At 72.3% G+C, this 17,931-nt stretch carries 17 protein-coding genes; 14 read left to right on the forward strand and 3 right to left on the reverse strand.

Going from position 1 to position 17,931, the window contains the following annotated elements:
* Positions 1-565: 565 nt before the first annotated feature.
* Positions 566-862, reverse strand: a complete 297-nt coding sequence (locus ACTWPW_RS58405; RefSeq protein WP_443174143.1) for a hypothetical protein — start codon at positions 860-862, stop codon at positions 566-568.
* A 206-nt stretch (positions 863-1,068) separates the two neighbouring features.
* Here ACTWPW_RS58405 and ACTWPW_RS58410 point away from each other — a divergent pair, with 206 nt between their 5' ends.
* The 7 genes from ACTWPW_RS58410 (at position 1,069) to ACTWPW_RS58440 (ending at position 8,329) form a co-directional block, all read left to right on the forward strand.
* Positions 1,069-2,133, forward strand: a complete 1,065-nt coding sequence (locus tag ACTWPW_RS58410) for a hypothetical protein (protein WP_443174144.1) — start codon at positions 1,069-1,071, stop codon at positions 2,131-2,133.
* Positions 2,134-2,452: 319 nt separating this feature from the next.
* The gene (locus ACTWPW_RS58415; RefSeq protein ID WP_375109411.1) at positions 2,453-2,887 is read left to right on the forward strand and encodes a hypothetical protein; all 435 of its coding nucleotides are present in this window, start codon (positions 2,453-2,455) and stop codon (positions 2,885-2,887) included.
* Positions 2,888-2,946: 59 nt separating this feature from the next.
* Positions 2,947-3,717: an IclR family transcriptional regulator gene (locus ACTWPW_RS58420; RefSeq protein ID WP_375109410.1), complete on the forward strand. Its 771-nt coding sequence runs from the start codon at positions 2,947-2,949 to the stop codon at positions 3,715-3,717.
* A complete protein-coding gene (locus ACTWPW_RS58425) occupies positions 3,711-4,571 on the forward strand; it encodes an SMP-30/gluconolactonase/LRE family protein (protein WP_443174145.1) in 861 nt (286 codons plus the stop codon). Before ACTWPW_RS58420 ends, ACTWPW_RS58425 begins: the two co-directional genes overlap by 7 nt.
* 13 nt (positions 4,572-4,584) lie before the next feature.
* Positions 4,585-5,433 (forward strand): fumarylacetoacetate hydrolase family protein, encoded by an 849-nt coding sequence (locus tag ACTWPW_RS58430; protein WP_375109408.1) that lies wholly within the window; start codon positions 4,585-4,587, stop codon positions 5,431-5,433.
* A gap of 35 nt (positions 5,434-5,468) precedes the next feature.
* A complete protein-coding gene (locus ACTWPW_RS58435) occupies positions 5,469-7,769 on the forward strand; it encodes an FAD-binding and (Fe-S)-binding domain-containing protein (RefSeq protein ID WP_443174146.1) in 2,301 nt (766 codons plus the stop codon).
* Positions 7,709-8,329: a hypothetical protein gene (locus ACTWPW_RS58440; protein WP_443174147.1), complete on the forward strand. Its 621-nt coding sequence runs from the start codon at positions 7,709-7,711 to the stop codon at positions 8,327-8,329. The genes ACTWPW_RS58435 and ACTWPW_RS58440 overlap by 61 nt, the downstream gene beginning before the upstream one ends.
* 77 nt (positions 8,330-8,406) lie before the next feature.
* Here ACTWPW_RS58440 and ACTWPW_RS58445 read toward each other — a convergent pair whose 3' ends face one another.
* Positions 8,407-9,471: a PucR family transcriptional regulator gene (locus ACTWPW_RS58445; protein WP_443174148.1), complete on the reverse strand. Its 1,065-nt coding sequence runs from the start codon at positions 9,469-9,471 to the stop codon at positions 8,407-8,409.
* A 77-nt stretch (positions 9,472-9,548) separates the two neighbouring features.
* Here ACTWPW_RS58445 and ACTWPW_RS58450 point away from each other — a divergent pair, with 77 nt between their 5' ends.
* The 4 genes from ACTWPW_RS58450 to ACTWPW_RS58465 all read left to right on the forward strand — a co-directional run bounded on the left by ACTWPW_RS58450 (position 9,549) and on the right by ACTWPW_RS58465 (position 13,955).
* Entirely contained in the window at positions 9,549-10,466 is a 918-nt protein-coding gene (locus ACTWPW_RS58450) for a proline dehydrogenase family protein (RefSeq protein WP_364137852.1), read from the forward strand.
* Positions 10,467-12,092: an L-glutamate gamma-semialdehyde dehydrogenase gene (pruA, locus tag ACTWPW_RS58455; protein ID WP_375109405.1), complete on the forward strand. Its 1,626-nt coding sequence runs from the start codon at positions 10,467-10,469 to the stop codon at positions 12,090-12,092.
* A 272-nt stretch (positions 12,093-12,364) separates the two neighbouring features.
* On the forward strand, positions 12,365-13,327 hold the full coding sequence (locus ACTWPW_RS58460) for a GlxA family transcriptional regulator (RefSeq protein WP_375109404.1): 963 nt from the start codon (positions 12,365-12,367) through the stop codon (positions 13,325-13,327).
* 4 nt (positions 13,328-13,331) lie between these two features.
* Positions 13,332-13,955, forward strand: a complete 624-nt coding sequence (locus tag ACTWPW_RS58465; protein ID WP_443174149.1) for a DJ-1/PfpI family protein — start codon at positions 13,332-13,334, stop codon at positions 13,953-13,955.
* Positions 13,956-14,368: 413 nt separating this feature from the next.
* On the opposite strand, the gene ACTWPW_RS58470 is transcribed toward ACTWPW_RS58465, so the two are convergent.
* Positions 14,369-14,956 carry an ArsR/SmtB family transcription factor gene (locus ACTWPW_RS58470; RefSeq protein WP_375109402.1) on the reverse strand — a complete coding sequence of 196 codons (588 nt, stop codon included), beginning with the start codon at positions 14,954-14,956 and terminating at the stop codon, positions 14,369-14,371.
* A gap of 68 nt (positions 14,957-15,024) precedes the next feature.
* On the opposite strand from ACTWPW_RS58470, the gene ACTWPW_RS58475 reads away from it, so the two are divergent.
* The 3 genes from ACTWPW_RS58475 to ACTWPW_RS58485 all read left to right on the forward strand — a co-directional run.
* Positions 15,025-16,272 (forward strand): MFS transporter, encoded by a 1,248-nt coding sequence (locus tag ACTWPW_RS58475; RefSeq protein ID WP_443174150.1) that lies wholly within the window; start codon positions 15,025-15,027, stop codon positions 16,270-16,272.
* Between the two features lie 58 nt (positions 16,273-16,330).
* Complete coding sequence (locus ACTWPW_RS58480) at positions 16,331-17,137, forward strand: serine/threonine-protein kinase (RefSeq protein WP_364137865.1); 807 nt, start codon at positions 16,331-16,333, stop codon at positions 17,135-17,137.
* A 458-nt stretch (positions 17,138-17,595) separates the two neighbouring features.
* The coding region (locus ACTWPW_RS58485) for a hypothetical protein (protein WP_443174151.1) at positions 17,596-17,931 on the forward strand (336 nt) is incomplete at its 3' end.

Consider the following 17,931-nt stretch of genomic DNA (forward strand, 5'->3'; position numbering starts at 1 on the left):
GACCAACCGGCAGGGGCACGGTCTTTCATCAGGACTCGACGTCCAGGACACCCGAGTGCTCACCTGCCGGCGGCCACCATCCACCACGGAGTCTGCCGGATGGCTTACTCCCAGGACTCATTAGGACACCCGCGGGCCCGTGGAACCCCGCCCACTCGGCGCGACAGCCGGGCCAGCGTGCTGACCACAGCACGCATTCCACCTCCAGCCGAACCGTTCAACCGACCACGCCGAGATCACGAAAGATCGAGGCTAGGGTGGCACCCTTTCGCATTGGCGGGCTACTGCCGGGCGAAGAGTGTGTCCCTCGCCGCAGTTCCATGCAGGAGTACGGGGCGAGTCTGCTTTTCGGTGGACGGCTTCAGTGACGGCCGTGCCACTGTGGTCGACGAGGCGAATTGACAGCGCCGTGACCTTCCCTGCCTCGACCGCCGGGCTCCGGCTCGATCCCCTACCGTGCCACCGTCGGACCGCTCGTGCGTGTCGGCCTTGGTCTGCGGCTCGGGCGGGCGGGCGGCCGGCCGGCCTGGAGCGTGTCGCGGCGGGGCCGCGTCCCGCCGCGTCCTCAGTTGCGGGTGCGGATCAGCATGATCAGGCCGGCGATGAACGACCCGAGCAGGACCGGCGACATGACCGCGAGGCCGCCCCACACGACGAGGCCGAGATAGCCGAGCGCGGACGAGCTGTAAGTCGGGTCGGCGTCGGCGGCCGCGAACAGCCCCAGGCCGAGGACGACACCGACAACCGTGAGCGCGACCGGCGTCCACAGGAGCACGTGGGCCCACACACGGTACCTCCGGCTGTGAACGCGCCGGGCCGACGGCACGTTCGGCTGCGGGGGATACCCGGCGGATTCACGCATGCCCCATTTGTATCAGCCATGCGCACTCCGCACCGCAGGGCCGACCGTGGCGGTGCGGGGTCGGTCAGCGGGTGCCCTCGCGCCGTGCCTGCACCACGCCGCAGCCCGACAGCGGAATGGCTTGTCGAACTTGCCTTTCCGCTGTGCCACCTGAGCTGAGTACGCATACTCATGTGCCGCTCCGAGGGCCTTCATACACTCCGATCATGTTGTGGAAGCCGGTGACCATCATCGGTCCGTGGCTCTGGTCGGCTGCGGTGGGTGTGGCCGTCGTCGGGCTGTGGATCTGGCTGACCGCTCCCTGGGACGACGGCAACGACCGGTGGAAGCTGGTGGCCGGTCAGTCGTCGGTCACGTACGGGCAGGTCATCGCCACCGGCGAGCACGAGGCCTGGGCCTTCGGCTGGGACATTCTCGGCATCGCCGCGTGGATCCCGGTAGCCGACGGCCCGCACCGCCCCACGGCCTTCCACTGGGACGGCAATCGCTGGACGAGAAGCGACTTCCCGGTGAAGCTCGGCGATGTCGGCTCGGTCGCCGCGTCCGGTCCCTCCAACGTGTGGGTGACGGCCGGCGGCTCTGTTCTGCGCTGGGACGGCCGCGTCTGGGCGGTCGTCCAGGCGCCGCCTGGCGCGAGCGGGGGTCTCGCCGTCACCGCGGACAACGACGTACGGATCTTCGGCGATCACAAGATGTGGCATTACAACGGCACCACCTGGTCGGAGCGGAGCCTCTCCTTCCACGCCTTCCGGGTCAGCGCCCGCTCCGCCTCCGACGTCTGGGCCCTCGACGGCGCCGGGCCCTGGGTGCGCCATTTCGACGGCGAGGTCTGGACGCGGGTCGACCTGACCCCGGCACTGCCGAAGGCCCCGCCCCCGTCCGACGACTTCCCGCCTCACCCGGGCGGCCCCCAGCTGACCGCCATCACCGCCGACCCGTCCGGCGTCTGGATCACCGGGGAGATCGGGGCGTCGTCGTTCCTGCTCTTCCAGGCCGGTTCCGGCTGGCGCAGCGAGGACACCTCCGCGAAGGCCGGCCGCATGGTCCGAGGCCTCCCGCCCGTCCCCGACGGCAGGGGCGGCCACTGGTTCGTCGGCTCCACCGACATCAACGGGTACGACTCCGCCCTCGCCCACCGCGACCCCGCCGGCCGCTGGAGCAGGGTTCCGTCCGGCGGCGAACTGACCTCGCTGACGGCCGTCCCGGGCGGCCCGCTCCTGGCCACCGGGCTGATCGGCAGGGCATCAGGCGTCTTCCGCAACCTGCCTTGAACGGGTGCGCTCCGCTCAGGCTTCGGCTACCGCTTCGCGCACTGACGCGCCCGGAGCCCGCCCCATCCGGCTCGCCCGGAGCCCGCCCGAGTACGGCAGCGCGCCGCCGGAGGCCGGAGGCCGGCGGCCTGCTCCGGCACCGGGTCCCGGGTCCCGGCGTCCCGGCGTCCCGGCGTCCACCGCGGTGATGGCCGCACATCAAAGGACGCTGGGCGACCCTCCCGGGCGAGCGGCTGCCGGTATGTCGCCGGTATGTCACCAGTTTCAGGCGGTTCGAAGGGAGATCATGTGCGTTCGGGGTGCCACTAGCATGTGCGCCATGCATCCCCCCAGGCCGCACGCACCATGGAGCCCGCCACCCCATCAGGCGCATCTCGTCCTCGACGTGAAGCGGCACGCGCTCGGGTTCCTGCTGGCCATGTTCACGCCCAACATCGTCCTCAACGGCCACCTGATGCCGGGCCGATGGGGCCGCAACACGATCCCGCTTCCCCCCGGCCGGCACCATCTTCACGTCCACCTGCCCTACTTCCTCCCCTCGCAGATCGGCCCCGCGGACCTGACGGTCTGGCTCCAGCCGGGCACGGCGCTCGAGGTCGAATACCGAGCCCCCATGTGGGCATACTCGCGAGGCGCCCTCGGCCCCGCGCCGCAGCCGTGGAACGGGAAGGGCTGCGTCATCGCCCTGCTGACGATCCCGGCCGGCGCGCTGGTGCTGCTGCTGATCCTGATCGTCGCCACCGCACTCGGCTGACAGGTCCGCCGCACAGCCAGAACTTTCGTCTGGCGGAACGATGGTCTAATGTTCGGAACATGTCCGATTTGATGGACGAGCCGAAGCTGGTCGGGTCCGATCGCGTGCTGGCGGTGCTGGCCGAGCTGGCGCGGCACCCCGATGGGATCGGGCTGGAGGAGATGGCGCGGGCGGTGGACAGCCCGAAGCCGACGGTGCACCGTGCGCTGGCCGCGCTGCGGCGGGCCGGGTTCGCGGCGCAGCACGGTCACGGCCGGTACGTGCTGGGCGACGAGTTCCTGCGGATGGCCTTCGCGCACCACGAGGCGCGCCCCGACCACGTCCGCGTGATGCCGATTCTCAAGGCGTTGTGCGATCGCCACGGCGAGACGGTGCACTACGCGGTGCTGGACGGCCCCTCCGTCGTCTATCGGTCCAAGCTGGACCCGGACTCGGGGGCGGTGCGGCTGACGTCGGTGGTGGGCGGCCGCAATCCGGCGCACTGCACGGCCGTCGGCAAGGTGCTGCTGGCCCACGCGCTCCCCGACGAGCAGGCGGTCCGCGCCTGGGTGGGCGAGCGCCGGCTGGAGCGGCCGACCGAGCGGTCGATCGGCACGGTGGAGGAGCTGCACGCCGAGCTGGTACGCATCCGCGAGCAGGGCTACGCCGCCGACGACCAGGAGAACGAGCCGGGCGTGAACTGCGTGGCCGTGCCGGCGTACCTGAACTCGCCCACGACACCCAGCGGCGCGATCAGCGTCAGCGGCCTGGCGTACCGGACCCCGCTCGGCAAGCTCGTCGCCGACCTGCCGGCCATCCGCGCCCTCGTCTCCGGAGAGGATCCATGGTGAAGTTCACCGCCGGCCCGGCGTCGGCGGAGGTCTACAGCCTCGGCGAAGGCCCGACCTTGGACGCCGCCCAGCAGCGCCCGCTGTGGGTGGACACCATCGCCTGTACCGTGTACGAAGGCATGCTCGACGACGGCATGGTCACCGCCACGCGTCGGCACACCTTCGGCTCCACGGTGGGAGCGGTCGCCGTCTCCGAGGACGGCGAGCTGATCGTCGCCGGGAAGGAGACGCTGACCCGCGTGGACCCCGGCGGCCGGCGCACCGAGCTGGCCCGGGTGCTGGCCGAGGGCGCGCGCAGCCGGCTCAACGACGGTGCCGTGGACCCGGCCGGGCGGTTCCTCGTCGGCAGCCTGGCCCAGGACGACCGGCACGGCGAGGAGGTGCTGGCCCGCCTCGACGGGACCGGCCTGACGTACCTCGACACCGACCTGGTGCTGTCCAACGGCCTGGCCTGGGTCGGCGACCGGTTCTACAGCGTGGACACCATCCCTGGCACGGTGTGGGTACGCGACTACGACGCGGACAGCGGGAAGACCGGGCCGCGGCGGGAGGCGTTCACCATCACCGACGGCAAACCCGACGGCATGTGCGCCGACGCCGACGGCAACCTGTGGATCGCCAACTGGGGGCTCGGCCGCGTCGAATGCCGCACGCCCGCCGGCGAGCTGCTGGCCACCGTCGAGACCGGCGCCCCGCACACCTCCAGCGCCGCGTTCGCCGGACCCGACCTCGACACCCTCGTCATCACCACCTCCATCCAGGGCCTGACCGGCCCCGGCCCCGGCGACGGCCGCCTGTTCACCGCGAAGGTGGGCGTCCGCGGGCTGCCCACGCCCTACTGGATTTCCAAGTAACGGAGAAACGACCGTGTATCTCATGCGCATCGGCGCACCCGGCGCCGAGAAGCCCGTCGTCCGCGTGGACGACACCCACTACATCGACGTCTCCGACGTCACCCCCGACTTCGACGAGAAGTTCTTCGCGGCGGGCGGCGTCGCCCTGCTCGCCGACCGGGTCGCCACCGGCCGGCGCCGGGAGTTCGCCGGTGAGCGGATCGGCGCGCCGATCGCCCGGCCGCACCAGATCCTGTGCATCGGCCTCAACTACAGCGACCACGCCGCCGAGACCGGCCAGGCGGTCCCGGACGAGCCGATCCTGTTCACCAAGTCGCCCAACACCCTCGTCGGCCCGTACGACGACGTGCGCATCCCGCGCGGCGCGACCAAGACCGACTGGGAGGTGGAGCTGGGCATCGTGATCGGCCGCCGCACCTCCTACCTGGACACGGTGGAGGAGGCCAAGGACGCGATCGCCGGCTACTGCGTGGTCAACGACGTCAGCGAGCGCGCCTTCCAGATGGAACGCGGCGGCCAGTGGAGCAAGGGCAAGTCCGCCGAGACCTTCAACCCGGCCGGCCCCTGGCTGGTCACGCCGGACGAGATCGCCGACGTCACCAACCTCGGCATGTGGCTGGACGTCAACGGCGAGCGCCGCCAGACCGGCACCACCAAGACGATGATCTTCGACCCGTACGTCATCGTGCACCACCTGAGCCAGTTCATGGTCCTGGAACCCGGCGACCTCATCAACACCGGCACCCCGCCCGGCGTCGGCATGGGCCACGACCCGCAGATCTGGCTCCAGCCCGGCGACGTCATGGAGCTCGGCATCGACGGGCTCGGCACCCAGCGCCAGCAGGTCATCGGTCCCCGATGACGCGTGCGGCCGCGACGAACGAAGAGAGCACGAGCGTGAACCACCCTGAACCGCGGCGGCTGACCGCTCCGGCTCCCGACGTTCTGGCCGCCGTGGAGGCGGCCGTGCCGGGGATCACCCGATCGCGGGTGAGCGACCGGCTCGGCATGGCCCACGACGCCTCGCACTACCTGCTCACCCCGCAGGCCGTGCTGGTGCCCGAGAGCGCCGGGCAGGTCGCGGCGCTGCTGCGGACCGGCCTGGCGCTGACGTTCCGCTCGGGCGGCACCAGCCTGAGCGGGCAGGGGGTGAGCGAGCACCTGCTGGTGGACACGCGCCGGCACTTCCGCGAGATCGAGGTGCTGGACGACGGGCAGCGGGTACGGGTGCAGCCGGGCGCGGTGCTCCGGCAGGTCAACGCCCGCCTGGCCCCCTACGGCCGCAAGCTCGGGCCCGACCCGGCCAGCGAGTCGGCGTGCACGATCGGCGGCGTGGTGGCCAACAACTCCAGCGGCATGACCTGCGGCACGCACGCCAACACGTACCGGACGCTGGAGTCGATGACGGTGGTGCTGCCCAGCGGCACCCTCATCGACACCGGCGCCCCCGACGCCGACGAGCGGTTGCGCGCGCTCGAACCCGAGCTGGCCGAGGGCCTGGTCAGGCTGCGCGACCGGGTACGCGGCAACCCCGACTCGGTGCGCCGGGTCCAGGCGCAGTTCTCGCTGAAGAACACCATGGGCTACGGCCTCAACAGCTTCCTCGACCACGACTCGCCCGCGCAGATCCTCGCCCACCTGGTCATCGGCAGCGAAGGCACGCTCGGCTTCGTCGCCGAGGCCGTGCTGCGCACGGTGCCCGCCCACCGGCTGGCCGCCACCGGCCTGCTCGTCTTCCCCACCCTGCGGGAGGCGATGGCCGCCATGCCCGATCTGGTCGCGGCCGGGCCCGCCGCGATCGAGCTGCTGGACGCCGAGTCGCTGCGGGTGGCCCAGACCGACCCCAAGGCCGACGACCTGCTGCGTACGCTCACCGTCGCCGAGCACGCCGCACTGCTGATCGAATGGCAGGAGTCCGACCCCGACCTGCTGACCGCGCGCGAGCGGGCCGCCGAGGGCGTGTTCGCCCAGCTCAAGACGGCCGCGCCGGCCCGGCTGAGCAGGGACGCGGGCGGCCGGGCCGGGCTGTGGCACATCCGCAAGGGCCTGTACGCCTCCGTCGCCGGCGCCCGCCCCAGCGGCACGACGGCCCTGCTGGAGGACGTCGCCGTCCCCGTCCCCGCGCTGGCCGACCTGTGTGACGACCTGACCGCGCTGTTCGCCGAGCACCGCTACGAGCGCAGCGTGATCTTCGGCCACGCCAAGGACGGCAACCTGCACTTCATGCTCAACGAGCGCTTCGCCACCGACCTCGACCGCTACGCCGCCTTCACCGAGGACATGGTGACCGCCGTCCTGGAGCGGGGCGGCACGCTCAAGGCCGAGCACGGCACCGGCCGCGTCATGGCCCCCTTCGTCCGCCGCCAGTACGGCGACGAGCTGTACGAGGTGATGCGCGAGGTCAAACGCCTGTGCGATCCGGCGGGCACCCTCAACCCGGGCGTCGTCCTCACCGACCACGACGACGCCCACCTGCGCGACCTCAAGTCCGTCGGCACCGTCGAGCCCGAGGTCGACCGGTGCGTCGAGTGCGGCTACTGCGAGCCCGTCTGCCCCAGCCGCGACCTGACCACCACTCCCCGCCAGCGCATCGTGCTGCGCCGCGAGCTCGCCGCCGCCGAGGAGGCGGGTGACCACGAGCTGGCCCGCCGGCTGCGGGAGGAGTACGGCTACGACGCGGTGGACACCTGCGCCGTGGACGGCATGTGCGCCACCGCCTGCCCCGTCGGCATCAACACCGGCGACCTGACCAAGCGCCTGCGCGCGGAACGGCACGGCCGCGCCGCGCAGCGGGGCTGGAAGACGGCCGCCAAGCACTGGGACGGCGTCACCAGGGCGATGAACCTCGGCCTGGACACCGCCGCCGCCACCCCGCCCGCTCTCCCCGAAGCCGCCAGCCGTGCCGCCCGCGCGATCGTCGGCTCCGAGACCGTCCCTCAGTGGACCCGTGACCTGCCGCGCGGCGGGACCCGCCGCCGCCCGGCCCCGGACCCCGGAGCCGAGGCGGTCTACGTCCCGTCCTGCCTGAACACCCTCTTCGCCCCGGCCGACGGCGGCCCCGGCGTGATGGCCGCGTTCGCCCGGCTGGCCGAGCGGGCGGGCGTGCGGCTGCACGTGCCCGAGGGGATCGGCGGCCTGTGCTGCGGCACGCCCTGGTCTGGTCGTCCAAGGGGTACGCCGACGGTTTCGAGGCGATGAGCGACCGCGTCCGCGACGCGCTCCTCGGGGCCACGGACGGTGGCCGCATCCCGGTCGTCAGCGACGCCGCCTCCTGCACCGAGGGCTTCCACCGCCTCGTCGCCGTCGCCTCCGCCGAAACAGGCGCCGGAGCAGGCACCGACACAGGAGCCGGAGCAGGAGCCGGGCCCGTCCTCCAGGTGCTGGACGCGGTCGCCTTCACCGCCGAGCACCTCCTGCCCCGCCTCCGGGTGGAACGCCGACTGCCCTCCCTGGCCCTGCACCCCACCTGCTCCTCCACCCGCCTGGGCCTGGACGCCGCGATCACGCGGATCGCCCAGGCGGTCGCGGACGAGGTGGTGGTCCCCGACGGCTGGCAGTGCTGCGCCTTCGCCGGCGACCGCGGCCTGCTCCATCCCGAGCTGACCGCCTCGGCCACCCGGGCGGAGGCCGCCGCCGTACGGGCCGGGGGGTTCGCCGCGCACGCCTCGGTCAACCGCACCTGCGAGCTCGGCCTGACCCGCGCCACCGGCAAGCCGTACCACCACCTGCTCGAACTCCTCGACCGCGCCACCGGCTGAGCGAGGACGGCGGCCGAGCGGCCGCGCCCGCGCCGCACGGTCGGCCGGGAAGGTTAAGGAGACTTCGCAGGGACCGCTCAGGCGTCCAGGTTGCGCAGGTGGGCCGCCTTCAGTGCCAGGTGCACGGCCAGGCGGTCGTCGCCGTCGGACAGGTCGCGGTGCGTGAGGCGCTCGGCCTTGCCCAGCCGGTAGTAGAGCGTCTGGCGGTGGATGCCCAGCTCGGCGGCCGTCTTCTGGACGTGGCCGCCGAGGTCGAGGTAGACCTCCACGGTGTGCGCCAGCTCGGCGTCCAGCGCCGTGGTCTCGGCGGCGAGCTCGCGCAGGTCCGCCTGGCCGAGCCGGGCCAGCAGGCGGTGCACGCCCAGGTCCTCCCAACGCGCGATGGGGGCGTGGCGGGGGAAGTGCTCGGCGATGCGCAGGGCCTGGCGGGCCTCGCGCCAGCTCAGCCAGGCGTCGGCCGGGTCGGCCCTGGGCGCGCCGATGCCGGCGGCGGTGCCGTACGCGCTCTGGACGGTCTGCGCCACCTCGCCCGCCAGGTGGGCGGGGGCCAGCAGGGCGACCGGCGAGCCCGGGCGGGCCACGACGCCGCGCGGGAGCGTCCAGAGGGCCGCGACGCGCTCCTGCGACTCGCGTACGGCGATGGCCGCGACCGGGCCCGGCACCTCGATGGAGGCGCCGGCGCGCTCCTCGGGATCGGCGGAGAGCAGGGCGCGCAGGCCGCGCCCGAGGTCCTGCCTGCTCCTGGCCTCCTGGGCGAGCGCCGCGGCGGCCCTGGCCACGAGCGGCGCGGCGGCCCGCAGGGTCTCGTCGGTCAGCTCGCCCGAGTCGAGCAGCCACAGGTAGCCGTAGGTGACGTCCGCGTGGCGCAGCGGCCAGCACACTCTGGCCAGGACCTTGAGCTCGGCGTCCGCGGGGATCCGGACCGGGCCGCTCGCCCGGGCGATGCCGTAGCGCTCGAAGTATTCGCGCACCTCCCCCGTGGCGCGGCGGCGCAGGATCGACTCCTGGCGGACCGTGTCGATGTCACCGTGCTGCGCTCCGTAGGCCAACAGCCGGAACGAGCGGTCCTCCAGCGTCGCGGACGCGCCCAGCCGGGCGGCGATCTCGTCGACGATCTCTTGTAGGTCGGCCGAGTTGTGCATTTGTACGACAGCCTGCCACAACCGGCGTTACGCCCGTCGATGGCCCCCCTCTGAGCTGCGTTTTTAGACTTGGCACCATGCTGGGTCAACTGCTGCTCACCGCTTCGAGGAGCGGTGTCGTACGCCGCTCCGTGTCAGGCTTCCCGCTCACCAAGAAGGTCGTGCAGCGGTTCGTCGCGGGCGAGAGCGTCCAGGAGGCCCGCGCCGCCATCGAACGGCTGAGCGACGCCAAGCTCGCCGTGACCGTCGACCACCTCGGCGAGGAGACGCTGGACGCGCGGGCCGCCGAGGACACCGCCAACGCCTACATCACCCTGCTCCAAGCGGTCAGGCCGCTCGATCTCGGGACCCGGGGCGAGGTGTCGGTGAAGCTGTCGGCGGTCGGGCAGCGGCTCGACGACGCCATGGCGCTCGAGCACGCCCGCGAGATCTGCGCCGCCGCCGCGGCGAACGGCTCCACCGTCACGCTCGACATGGAGGACCACACCACCGTCGACTCGACGCTGTCCATCCTGCGCAAGCTGCGCGAGGACTACCCGGCGACGGGCGTGGCGATCCAGGCGTACCTGTTCCGCAGCGAGCAGGACTGCCGCGACCTGTCGGACGAGGGCTCCCGCGTACGCCTGGTCAAGGGCGCCTACCGCGAGCCCGCCTCCGTGGCCCACCAGGGCAAGTCCGACGTGGACAAGGCGTACGTGCGATGCCTGCGGATCCTCATGGCGGGGAAGGGGTACCCCATGGTGGCGACGCACGACGACCGCATGATCGCGATCACGGAGCTGCTCGCCGACCGGTTCGGGCGGACGATCGGCGACCACGAGTTCCAGATGCTCTACGGAATCAGGACCGACCGGCAGGAGGCCCTGGCCGGGGCCGGCCACACGGTCCGCGTCTACGTCCCCTACGGCGACGACTGGTACGGCTACTTCATGCGCCGCCTCGCTGAGCGCCCCGCCAACGTCGCCTTCTTCCTTCGTGCCCTTGGGGGTAAGTAAATGGATGCCATCAGCAACGTGCCCGTGCCCGCTAACGAGCGTGTGTACGGCTACGCGCCCGGCAGCGCCGAGCGGGGCGCGCTGGAGGACCGCATCAAGGAACTGGCCGGGTCGTCGCTCGACCTGACCATGACCATCGGGGGCGAGCAGCGCCTCGGCGGCGGCGCGACCATCGACGTGGTGCAACCGCACAACCATGCCTCCGTCCTGGGCCGTACCAACGACGCTACGGCCCGGGACGTGCAGGACGCCATCGCCGGCGCGCTCCAGGCGGCGCCCGCCTGGCGGGCGCTGTCGTTCGACGAGCGGGCGGCGATCTTCCTGAAGGCCGCCGACCTGCTGTCGGGGCCGTGGCGGGCGACGCTGAACGCGGCGACCGTGCTGGGCCAGTCCAAGTCGGCGCAGCAGGCGGAGATCGACTCGGCCTGCGAGCTGATCGACTTCCTGCGGTTCAACGTGGCCTACGCCCGCCAGCTCTACGCCGACCAGCCGGTCTCGTCGCCGGGCGTGTGGAACCGGATGGAATACCGGCCGCTCGAGGGCTTCGTGCTCGCGATCACGCCGTTCAACTTCACCGCCATCGCCGGAAACCTGCCGACGTCGGCCGCCCTGATGGGCAACGTCGTCGTCTGGAAGCCGTCGCCGACCCAGCAGTTCGCCGCGCACTTCACGATGCGGCTGCTGGAGGAGGCCGGGCTGCCGCCGGGTGTGATCAACATGGTCACCGGCAACGGGCAGGCCGTCTCCGAGGTGGCGCTCGGCCACCCGGCGCTGGCCGGCATCCACTTCACCGGCTCGACCGCGACGTTCCAGCACCTGTGGAGCACGGTCGGCGCGAACATCGCCTCCTACCACGGCTACCCGCGCCTCGTCGGGGAGACCGGCGGCAAGGACTTCGTGCTCGCCCACCCGTCGGCCGACCCGGCGGTGCTCTCGACGGCGCTGGTCAGGGGCGCGTTCGAGTACCAGGGCCAGAAGTGCTCGGCCGCGTCGCGGGCGTACGTGCCGCGCTCGGTCTGGAACCGCATGCGTGACGACTTCGTCTCCGTGGCCGAGTCGCTGACCGTGGGCGACGTGTCGGGCGACCTGTCCACGTTCATGGGCGCGGTCATCGACGGGCGGGCCTTCGCCAAGCACAAGGAGGCGATCGACCGGGCGCGGGCGGCGTCGAACATCGACGTGCTCACCGGCTCGTACGACGACTCCACCGGCTACTTCGTCAAGCCGACCATCCTGGAGTGCGCGGACCCGACCGACGAGATCTTCGTCAAGGAGTACTTCGGGCCGATCCTCGGCGTGCACGTCTTCGAGGACCGCGACTACGACACGGTGCTCGACCAGATGGAGGGCATCGCCCCGTACGCGCTGACCGGGTCGATCATCGCCCAGGACCGGTACGCGATCGCCGCCGCCTCCGAGCGGCTGCGCTTCGCGGCGGGCAACTTCTACGTCAACGACAAGCCGACCGGCGCGGTCGTGGGCCAGCAGCCGTTCGGCGGCGCCCGCGCCTCCGGCACCAACGACAAGGCCGGCTCGATCTTCAACCTGATCCGCTGGGTGAACGCCCGCACGATCAAGGAGACGTTCGTGCCGCCGACCGACCACCGTTACCCGCACATGGGCTGATCACCTGCGCCCATCGTCGGCGAGAGCCCCCGGTCCTGCCCCCGGGGGCTCTCGGCGTTCTCGCGGCACTTCACCGGGCACCGGTACGAGCACGGGCGCTCGCCTTCGTCGAGGCGGCCACCGGCCTGCCGCTCGCATGCGACCGGCTGGACGCGGACGAGGAGCCCGCGGTCGTGCTCGACGACGCCGGGACCTGACCGTGGCGTAATGTGCAATGTTCGTGTCGTTGACGCCATGACCGGCCCGCGACCAGCATGGACAGCATGGACAGCATGCAGCGACGTGTCCTGATCGTCGTCTTCCCCGGCTTCCAGCTCCTGGACATGGCCGGTCCGGCCGACGTGTTCGCCACCGCCGCCCTGTTCCGGCCCCGCGACGGCTACCGGGTCGAGCTGGTCGCCGTGCGCGCCGGCGCGGTGCCCGCCGGGAACGGCGTCACGGTCACGGCGGCGGCGCTGTCCGAGGTCACCGGGCCGATCGACACGCTGCTGGTGGCCGGCGGGCTGTCCGTGCCCGAGCAGCTGGCCGATCGGGAGCTGGTGGCGGGCATCGCCGCGCTCGCCGCGGCCGCGCGCCGGGTGGCGTCGGTCTGCAACGGCGCGTTCCTGCTGGCCGAGGCCGGGCTGCTGGACCACCGGCGGGCCACCACGCACTGGCTGGTCGCGGGCGAGCTCCAGAGCCACTACGAACGCGTCGAGGTCGACGCCGATCCCCTCTACATCGAGGACGGCGACGTCTGGACCTCCGCGGGCGTGCTGTCGGGCGTGGACCTGGCGCTGGCGCTGGTGGCCAGGGACCACGGGCACGCGCTGGCCAGGGACGTCGCCCGGGGCCTCGTGGTCTACCTGCACAGGCCGGGCGGGCAGAGCCAGTTCAGCACCCCGATGCGGGCCATGACGCCGCGCAGCGAGCCGCTCAGGGAGCTGCAGGCCCACATCGACGCGAACCCGGCCGCCGACCTCAGCGTGCCCGCCCTCGCCGCGCGCGCCGGGATGAGTGAGCGGCACTTCTCACGCGTCTTCACCGAGCAGACCGGCCTGTCCCCCGGCCGGTACGTCGAACGCAGCCGGGCCGACACCGCCAGGCGGCTCCTGGAGGTGACCGGCCTGCCCCTGGAGTCGGTCGCCAGGGAGTCGGGGCTCGGCACGCCGGAGACGCTCTACCGCGTCTTCCGTCGGCACTGGCGGATCTCGCCGGGCGACCACCGGCGCCGTTTCCAGTCCAAGGAGAGGTAAGCCCATGCACGTCGCCATCCCGCTCTATCCCCGGTTCACCGCGCTCGACGCGGTGGGGCCGTACACGGTGCTGGCCTTCGCGCCCGGCTGGACGGTCACGTTCGTCGCCGCCGAGCCGGGGCCGGTCGGCGACGACCGCGGCACACTCACGCTGACCGCCACGGCCTCGTACACCGACCTGCCCGCGCCGGACGTGATCGTGGTCCCGGGCGGCCCGGGCACCCTGGACGCCCTGTCCGACGAGGCCCTGGTGGGCTGGATCAGGCAGGCGCACGAGCGCACCCGGTGGACGACCTCGGTGTGCAGTGGCTCGCTCCTGCTCGGTGCCGCCGGGCTGCTGTCGGGCGCGCGGGCTACGTCCCACTGGGCCATCCTCGACCTGCTGAGGACGTACGGGGCCGAGCCGGTGACCGAGCGGGTGGTCACGGAGGGCAGGATCGTGACCGCGGCGGGGGTGTCGGCGGGCATCGACATGGCGCTGACGCTGCTGGCGCGGGCGACCGACCCCGAGACGGCGCAGAGCGTGCAGCTCGCCATCGAGTACGACCCGCAGCCGCCGTTCTCCTGCGGCTCGCCGAAGACGGCCCCGGAGGGCATGGCCGAGCGCGCCCTCAGCCTGATCACCTGACCGCTCGCGCGAGGAGGGGCAGGCGCCCCCGTCCCTCCAGCCCGGGACGGGGGCGCCGCCCGTCCGAGCCCTGTGTCCGGCGGGCCCGGAGGCGTGTCAGCGATTGAATGCCGTGCGGGTGAACGGCGCGCGGCTGATGTCCGTGCGGGTGCGGCCCGGCCCCTCCTGCCGCGCCCGCTCCCCGGGCGAGCCCCCGCCTGCCGCCCGGTGAGCCTGCCCGTGACGTCGTGGAGCGTTCCAGCGGGCCGGTAACGGCATCTTGCCGCGCGCCATGGTCGACTCCTTGGCCGTCGCCCGGAAAGGGCCGGGTTCCGATCGAGGACACTATGGGCTCGGGTCAAGCCCTGGCCTCAGGGCGGGGCCTAGGGAAATCCCTAGGATGTGATCGCGGCGGGCCACCCTGAGCCGGGCCCTCAGCGCTCGGGCGTGGCGCCCACCGGCAGGACGTCGAAGTGCACGACCACGTGCCCGGCCGGCTCCGGCGGCTCCGCCCGGCCGTCCGACAGCGCCCGGTAACGCTCCAGCACCTCGAAGACCTGGTCCCGCATGGCGGCGGTCTCCTCCGGCGTGAGCCGCAGCGACCGGCGCCCGAACGCGGCGGCCTCCACCCACTCCTCCGGCGCCCCGGTCATCTCCTCGCGCCACCGGGCCAGCTCGGCGCCGCGCCGGCGGACCAGGTCGTCGAGGAGGTATTCCATCGCGCTCGCCGCCTCCGGGTCGGCGGGCGGCTCGCCGTAGGAGAAGCCGCCGGGCGTGATGCGCCAGAACTTCTCCTTCCCGCGACCCATCCCGGCCGCGACCTCGATCATGCCGTGCTTGGCCAGCTCCCTCAGGTGGTAGCTGGTCGCCCCGGTGTTCTGCCCGAGCAGGCCGGCGAGCCCGGTGGCCGTGGCGGGGCCGCGCTCGTCCAGCAGCTCGTAGATCCGCAGTCGCAGGGGGTGAGCGAACGACTTCAGCGCGTTCGCGTCGAGCGTCCGGGCGGAGAAGCTCTTGATCTGCATCGTTGTGCAAGCCTATCTTTGCAAAGAAACCTGTGCACACTTTCCCTTACACACTATCGGAGTCAGCCATGGCCGGTCTTGGGCGTTCATTCGGATTCCTATGGGCCTCCACCGGGATGTCCAACCTGGCGGACGGCGTGCTGAAGATCGGCGCGCCGCTGCTCGCCGTGTCGATGACCCGCGCCCCCACCCTCGTGTCCCTGGTGGGGGCCGCCGCCACGCTGCCGTGGCTGGTGCTGGCGCTGCACGCGGGCGCGGTGGCCGACCGGGCCGACCGCCGCCGCGTCATGGTGCGGGCCAACCTCGCCCGCGCCGCGATCCTGGCCGCCGCCACGCTCCTGGCCGCGCTCGGCCTGCTCGACCTGTGGCTCCTGCTGGCCGCCGTGCTGCTGGCCGGCGTGTGCGAGGTCTTCGCCGACCTCTCCGCGCAGTCCATCCTGCCCATGACCGTCCCCCAGGAGCGCCTGACCAGGGCGAACGGCCGCATTTCCACCGCCCAGATGATCGGCAACGACTTCGTCGGCGCGCCGGCGGCCGGCCTGCTCGTCGTGGCCCTGCCCGCCGCCGTCATCGGCGCCCCGGCCCTCCTGTACGGCGCCGCGGGGCTGCTCCTGGTGGGCATGCGCGGCACGTACCGCCTGGCCGCGCCCGCGCGGCGCCGCCCCATGCGCGTGGACATCGCCGAGGCGCTGCGCTACCTGTGGTCGCACCGGGTCCTGCGGAGCCTGGCGATCACGGCCGGCCTGCTCAACCTGGCCAACTCCGCCTACTTCGCCGTCTTCGTGCTGTGGGCGGTCGGCGACGGGTCGCGGATGGGGCTGGAGCCGGCCGGGTACGGCCTGATGACCACGGCCTTCGCGATCGGGGCGGTGCTCGGCTCGCTGCTGTCGGGCGGGGCCGCGGCGATGTTCGGGGAGTTCCGGACGCTCGTGGGCAACTGGCTGATCAGCAGCCTGCTGCTCCTGGTGCCGGTGATCGTGCCGTCCGCCTGGGCGCTCTACCCGACGGCCGTGCTGTGGGGGCTGGTCGGGGCCGCGGGGAACGTGCTGGTGATCTCGCTCAGGCAGCGGCTGATCCCGGCGGAACTGCTCGGCAGGGTGAATTCGGCATACCGGCTCGTCGGGATGGGCGGAATGCCCCTCGGAGCGGCCCTGGGCGGCGTCGTGGCCGAGTTCGTGGGCATCGGAGCCGTCCTCGTCGGCGCGACGGGAGTATGTTTGGCGGGAGTCGGACTGGTGTGGCGCGCTTTGTCGGATCGAATTTCTGGGCCTCTGACCAGCGAACCTACACTTTCCGACATATCCAGATCACGTTAGGCACCCTACAGCTGGTGCTGAGGTGACATGATTATCCCCCGGAGCTTGAGGGGATGGTATGCGGGAGATCGGCGGACGGTACCTCCTGAATGAGGAGGCCGGTCGTGGGGGTATGGGAGTCGTCTGGCGGGCGTTCGATCAGCTCCTCCACCGTACGGTGGCGCTCAAGGAGCTGACCTTGGCCGGTGAGGCCGAGATGGTGCGCCGCCGGGTGCTGCGTGAGGCGCGGATGGCCGCGGGGCTGACGCATCCCAACATCGTCACGGTGCATGACCTGATCGAAGAGGGCGGCAAGCTCTGGATCGTGATGGAATATCTCGACGGGCTCTCGTTGCACCAGCTGCTCTCTCAGGTGGGCACCTTACCGGCCCAGTCGGTGGCGGCCATCGGGCAGCACCTGCTCGCCTCGCTGCGCACCGCCCACCAGGCGGGTGTGCTGCACCGCGACGTCAAGCCCGCCAACGTCATGCTGACCGGTGACCGGGTGGTGCTGACCGACTTCGGGATAGCGACCGCCGAGGGCGACATCCGCATGACGAACTCGCGCCGGCTGCGCGGCACCCCCGCCTTCATGGCCCCCGAGCGGCTGCACGGGGGGCCGGCCAGCAAGGAGGCCGACATGTGGTCCTTCGGGGCCACCCTCTACAGCGCCATCGAGGGCCAGCCGCCCTATCCCGGGCAGGACGCCGCGACGGTGCTGGGCATGGCGCGCAGCGGCCCCTACCCGCCGCCGCGGCGGGCCGGGGTGATGCGGCCGCTCATCGAGGGGCTGCTGCACCACGATCCCGTGCGCCGCTACACGCCGGAGCAGACGGCGGGGCTGCTGGCGGGAATGCGCGCCAGCGCCTACCAGGCCGCCATCTGACCTGACCGCCCGAGCCCGCCGGCCGCCGCCCCTGAACTCTCGGGGCCGCCGCCCGGACCCGTGAGGTCGCCGCCCGGACCTGCCACCCTGGTTTTCGAGCGCGACCTGGTGAACTGCCCGGACCAGCGCGGGGATGTCCTCGCGAATCCGGGCGAGGCCGAGGGGAAGAGGCATGGTCAGCGCACGCCGCCTGTCCCGCCGTGGCGGCAGACCTGGGTGCGTTGATCCCGCAGGCGCGGTCTTGGCCGGTCGGGTTGCCGGTAGGGCGTGGCTACCCCGCCTGACCTGACGGGGCAGCCGTACCGGAGAGTGGCCGATCCGCGGCCTGGCACGTAGAGCGACTGCCCGGGGATGGCGGACATAACCGCTGGCGGATGAACATAACTGCCAGGATGCGAACATCCCGCCCGCTGCGTACCTCCAATGTCAGCCGCACCCGCCGACCCGGAGGTGTCCTCTTGGGTGACCTCGAGCGCATGCTGCTGAACCTCTGCGGAGCGTTCGCACGTCTGAAGGTCATGCGCTCACTCGCCTTCCTCGCCCTCATGGTGCTGACCGCCTGCGGCAGCGGAGTGGCGGCCAGCAAGCCGGTCACGTACGCGGCCGACGCCGTCTCCGTCCTGGAGAACTCCGGCCACGGGCCGCAGCTGTGCGCCGCGATGGCCGCGTCGCTGCCACCCCAGTGCAGTGGGCCGGACATCGTCGGCTGGGACTGGTCCAAGGTTGAGCACGAGAGCGTCCAGGGTACGAAGTGGGGTCAGTATCGGGTGGTCGGCACCTGGGACGGCTCCCGG

This window comes from Nonomuraea sp. KM90 (genome assembly GCF_052246675.1).
Classification (GTDB): domain Bacteria; phylum Actinomycetota; class Actinomycetes; order Streptosporangiales; family Streptosporangiaceae; genus Nonomuraea.

Coding starts and splice junctions, on each gene's coding strand:
- ACTWPW_RS58405 (WP_443174143.1), bottom strand. CDS start 862: ATGCGTGAATCCGCCGGGTATCCCCCGCAGCCGAACGTGCCGTCGGCC.
- ACTWPW_RS58410 (WP_443174144.1), top strand. CDS start 1,069: ATGTTGTGGAAGCCGGTGACCATCATCGGTCCGTGGCTCTGGTCGGCT.
- ACTWPW_RS58415 (WP_375109411.1), top strand. CDS start 2,453: ATGCATCCCCCCAGGCCGCACGCACCATGGAGCCCGCCACCCCATCAG.
- ACTWPW_RS58420 (WP_375109410.1), top strand. CDS start 2,947: ATGTCCGATTTGATGGACGAGCCGAAGCTGGTCGGGTCCGATCGCGTG.
- ACTWPW_RS58425 (WP_443174145.1), top strand. CDS start 3,711: ATGGTGAAGTTCACCGCCGGCCCGGCGTCGGCGGAGGTCTACAGCCTC.
- ACTWPW_RS58445 (WP_443174148.1), bottom strand. CDS start 9,471: ATGCACAACTCGGCCGACCTACAAGAGATCGTCGACGAGATCGCCGCC.
- ACTWPW_RS58450 (WP_364137852.1), top strand. CDS start 9,549: ATGCTGGGTCAACTGCTGCTCACCGCTTCGAGGAGCGGTGTCGTACGC.
- pruA (WP_375109405.1), top strand. CDS start 10,467: ATGGATGCCATCAGCAACGTGCCCGTGCCCGCTAACGAGCGTGTGTAC.
- ACTWPW_RS58460 (WP_375109404.1), top strand. CDS start 12,365: ATGCAGCGACGTGTCCTGATCGTCGTCTTCCCCGGCTTCCAGCTCCTG.
- ACTWPW_RS58465 (WP_443174149.1), top strand. CDS start 13,332: ATGCACGTCGCCATCCCGCTCTATCCCCGGTTCACCGCGCTCGACGCG.
- ACTWPW_RS58470 (WP_375109402.1), bottom strand. CDS start 14,956: ATGCAGATCAAGAGCTTCTCCGCCCGGACGCTCGACGCGAACGCGCTG.
- ACTWPW_RS58475 (WP_443174150.1), top strand. CDS start 15,025: ATGGCCGGTCTTGGGCGTTCATTCGGATTCCTATGGGCCTCCACCGGG.
- ACTWPW_RS58480 (WP_364137865.1), top strand. CDS start 16,331: ATGCGGGAGATCGGCGGACGGTACCTCCTGAATGAGGAGGCCGGTCGT.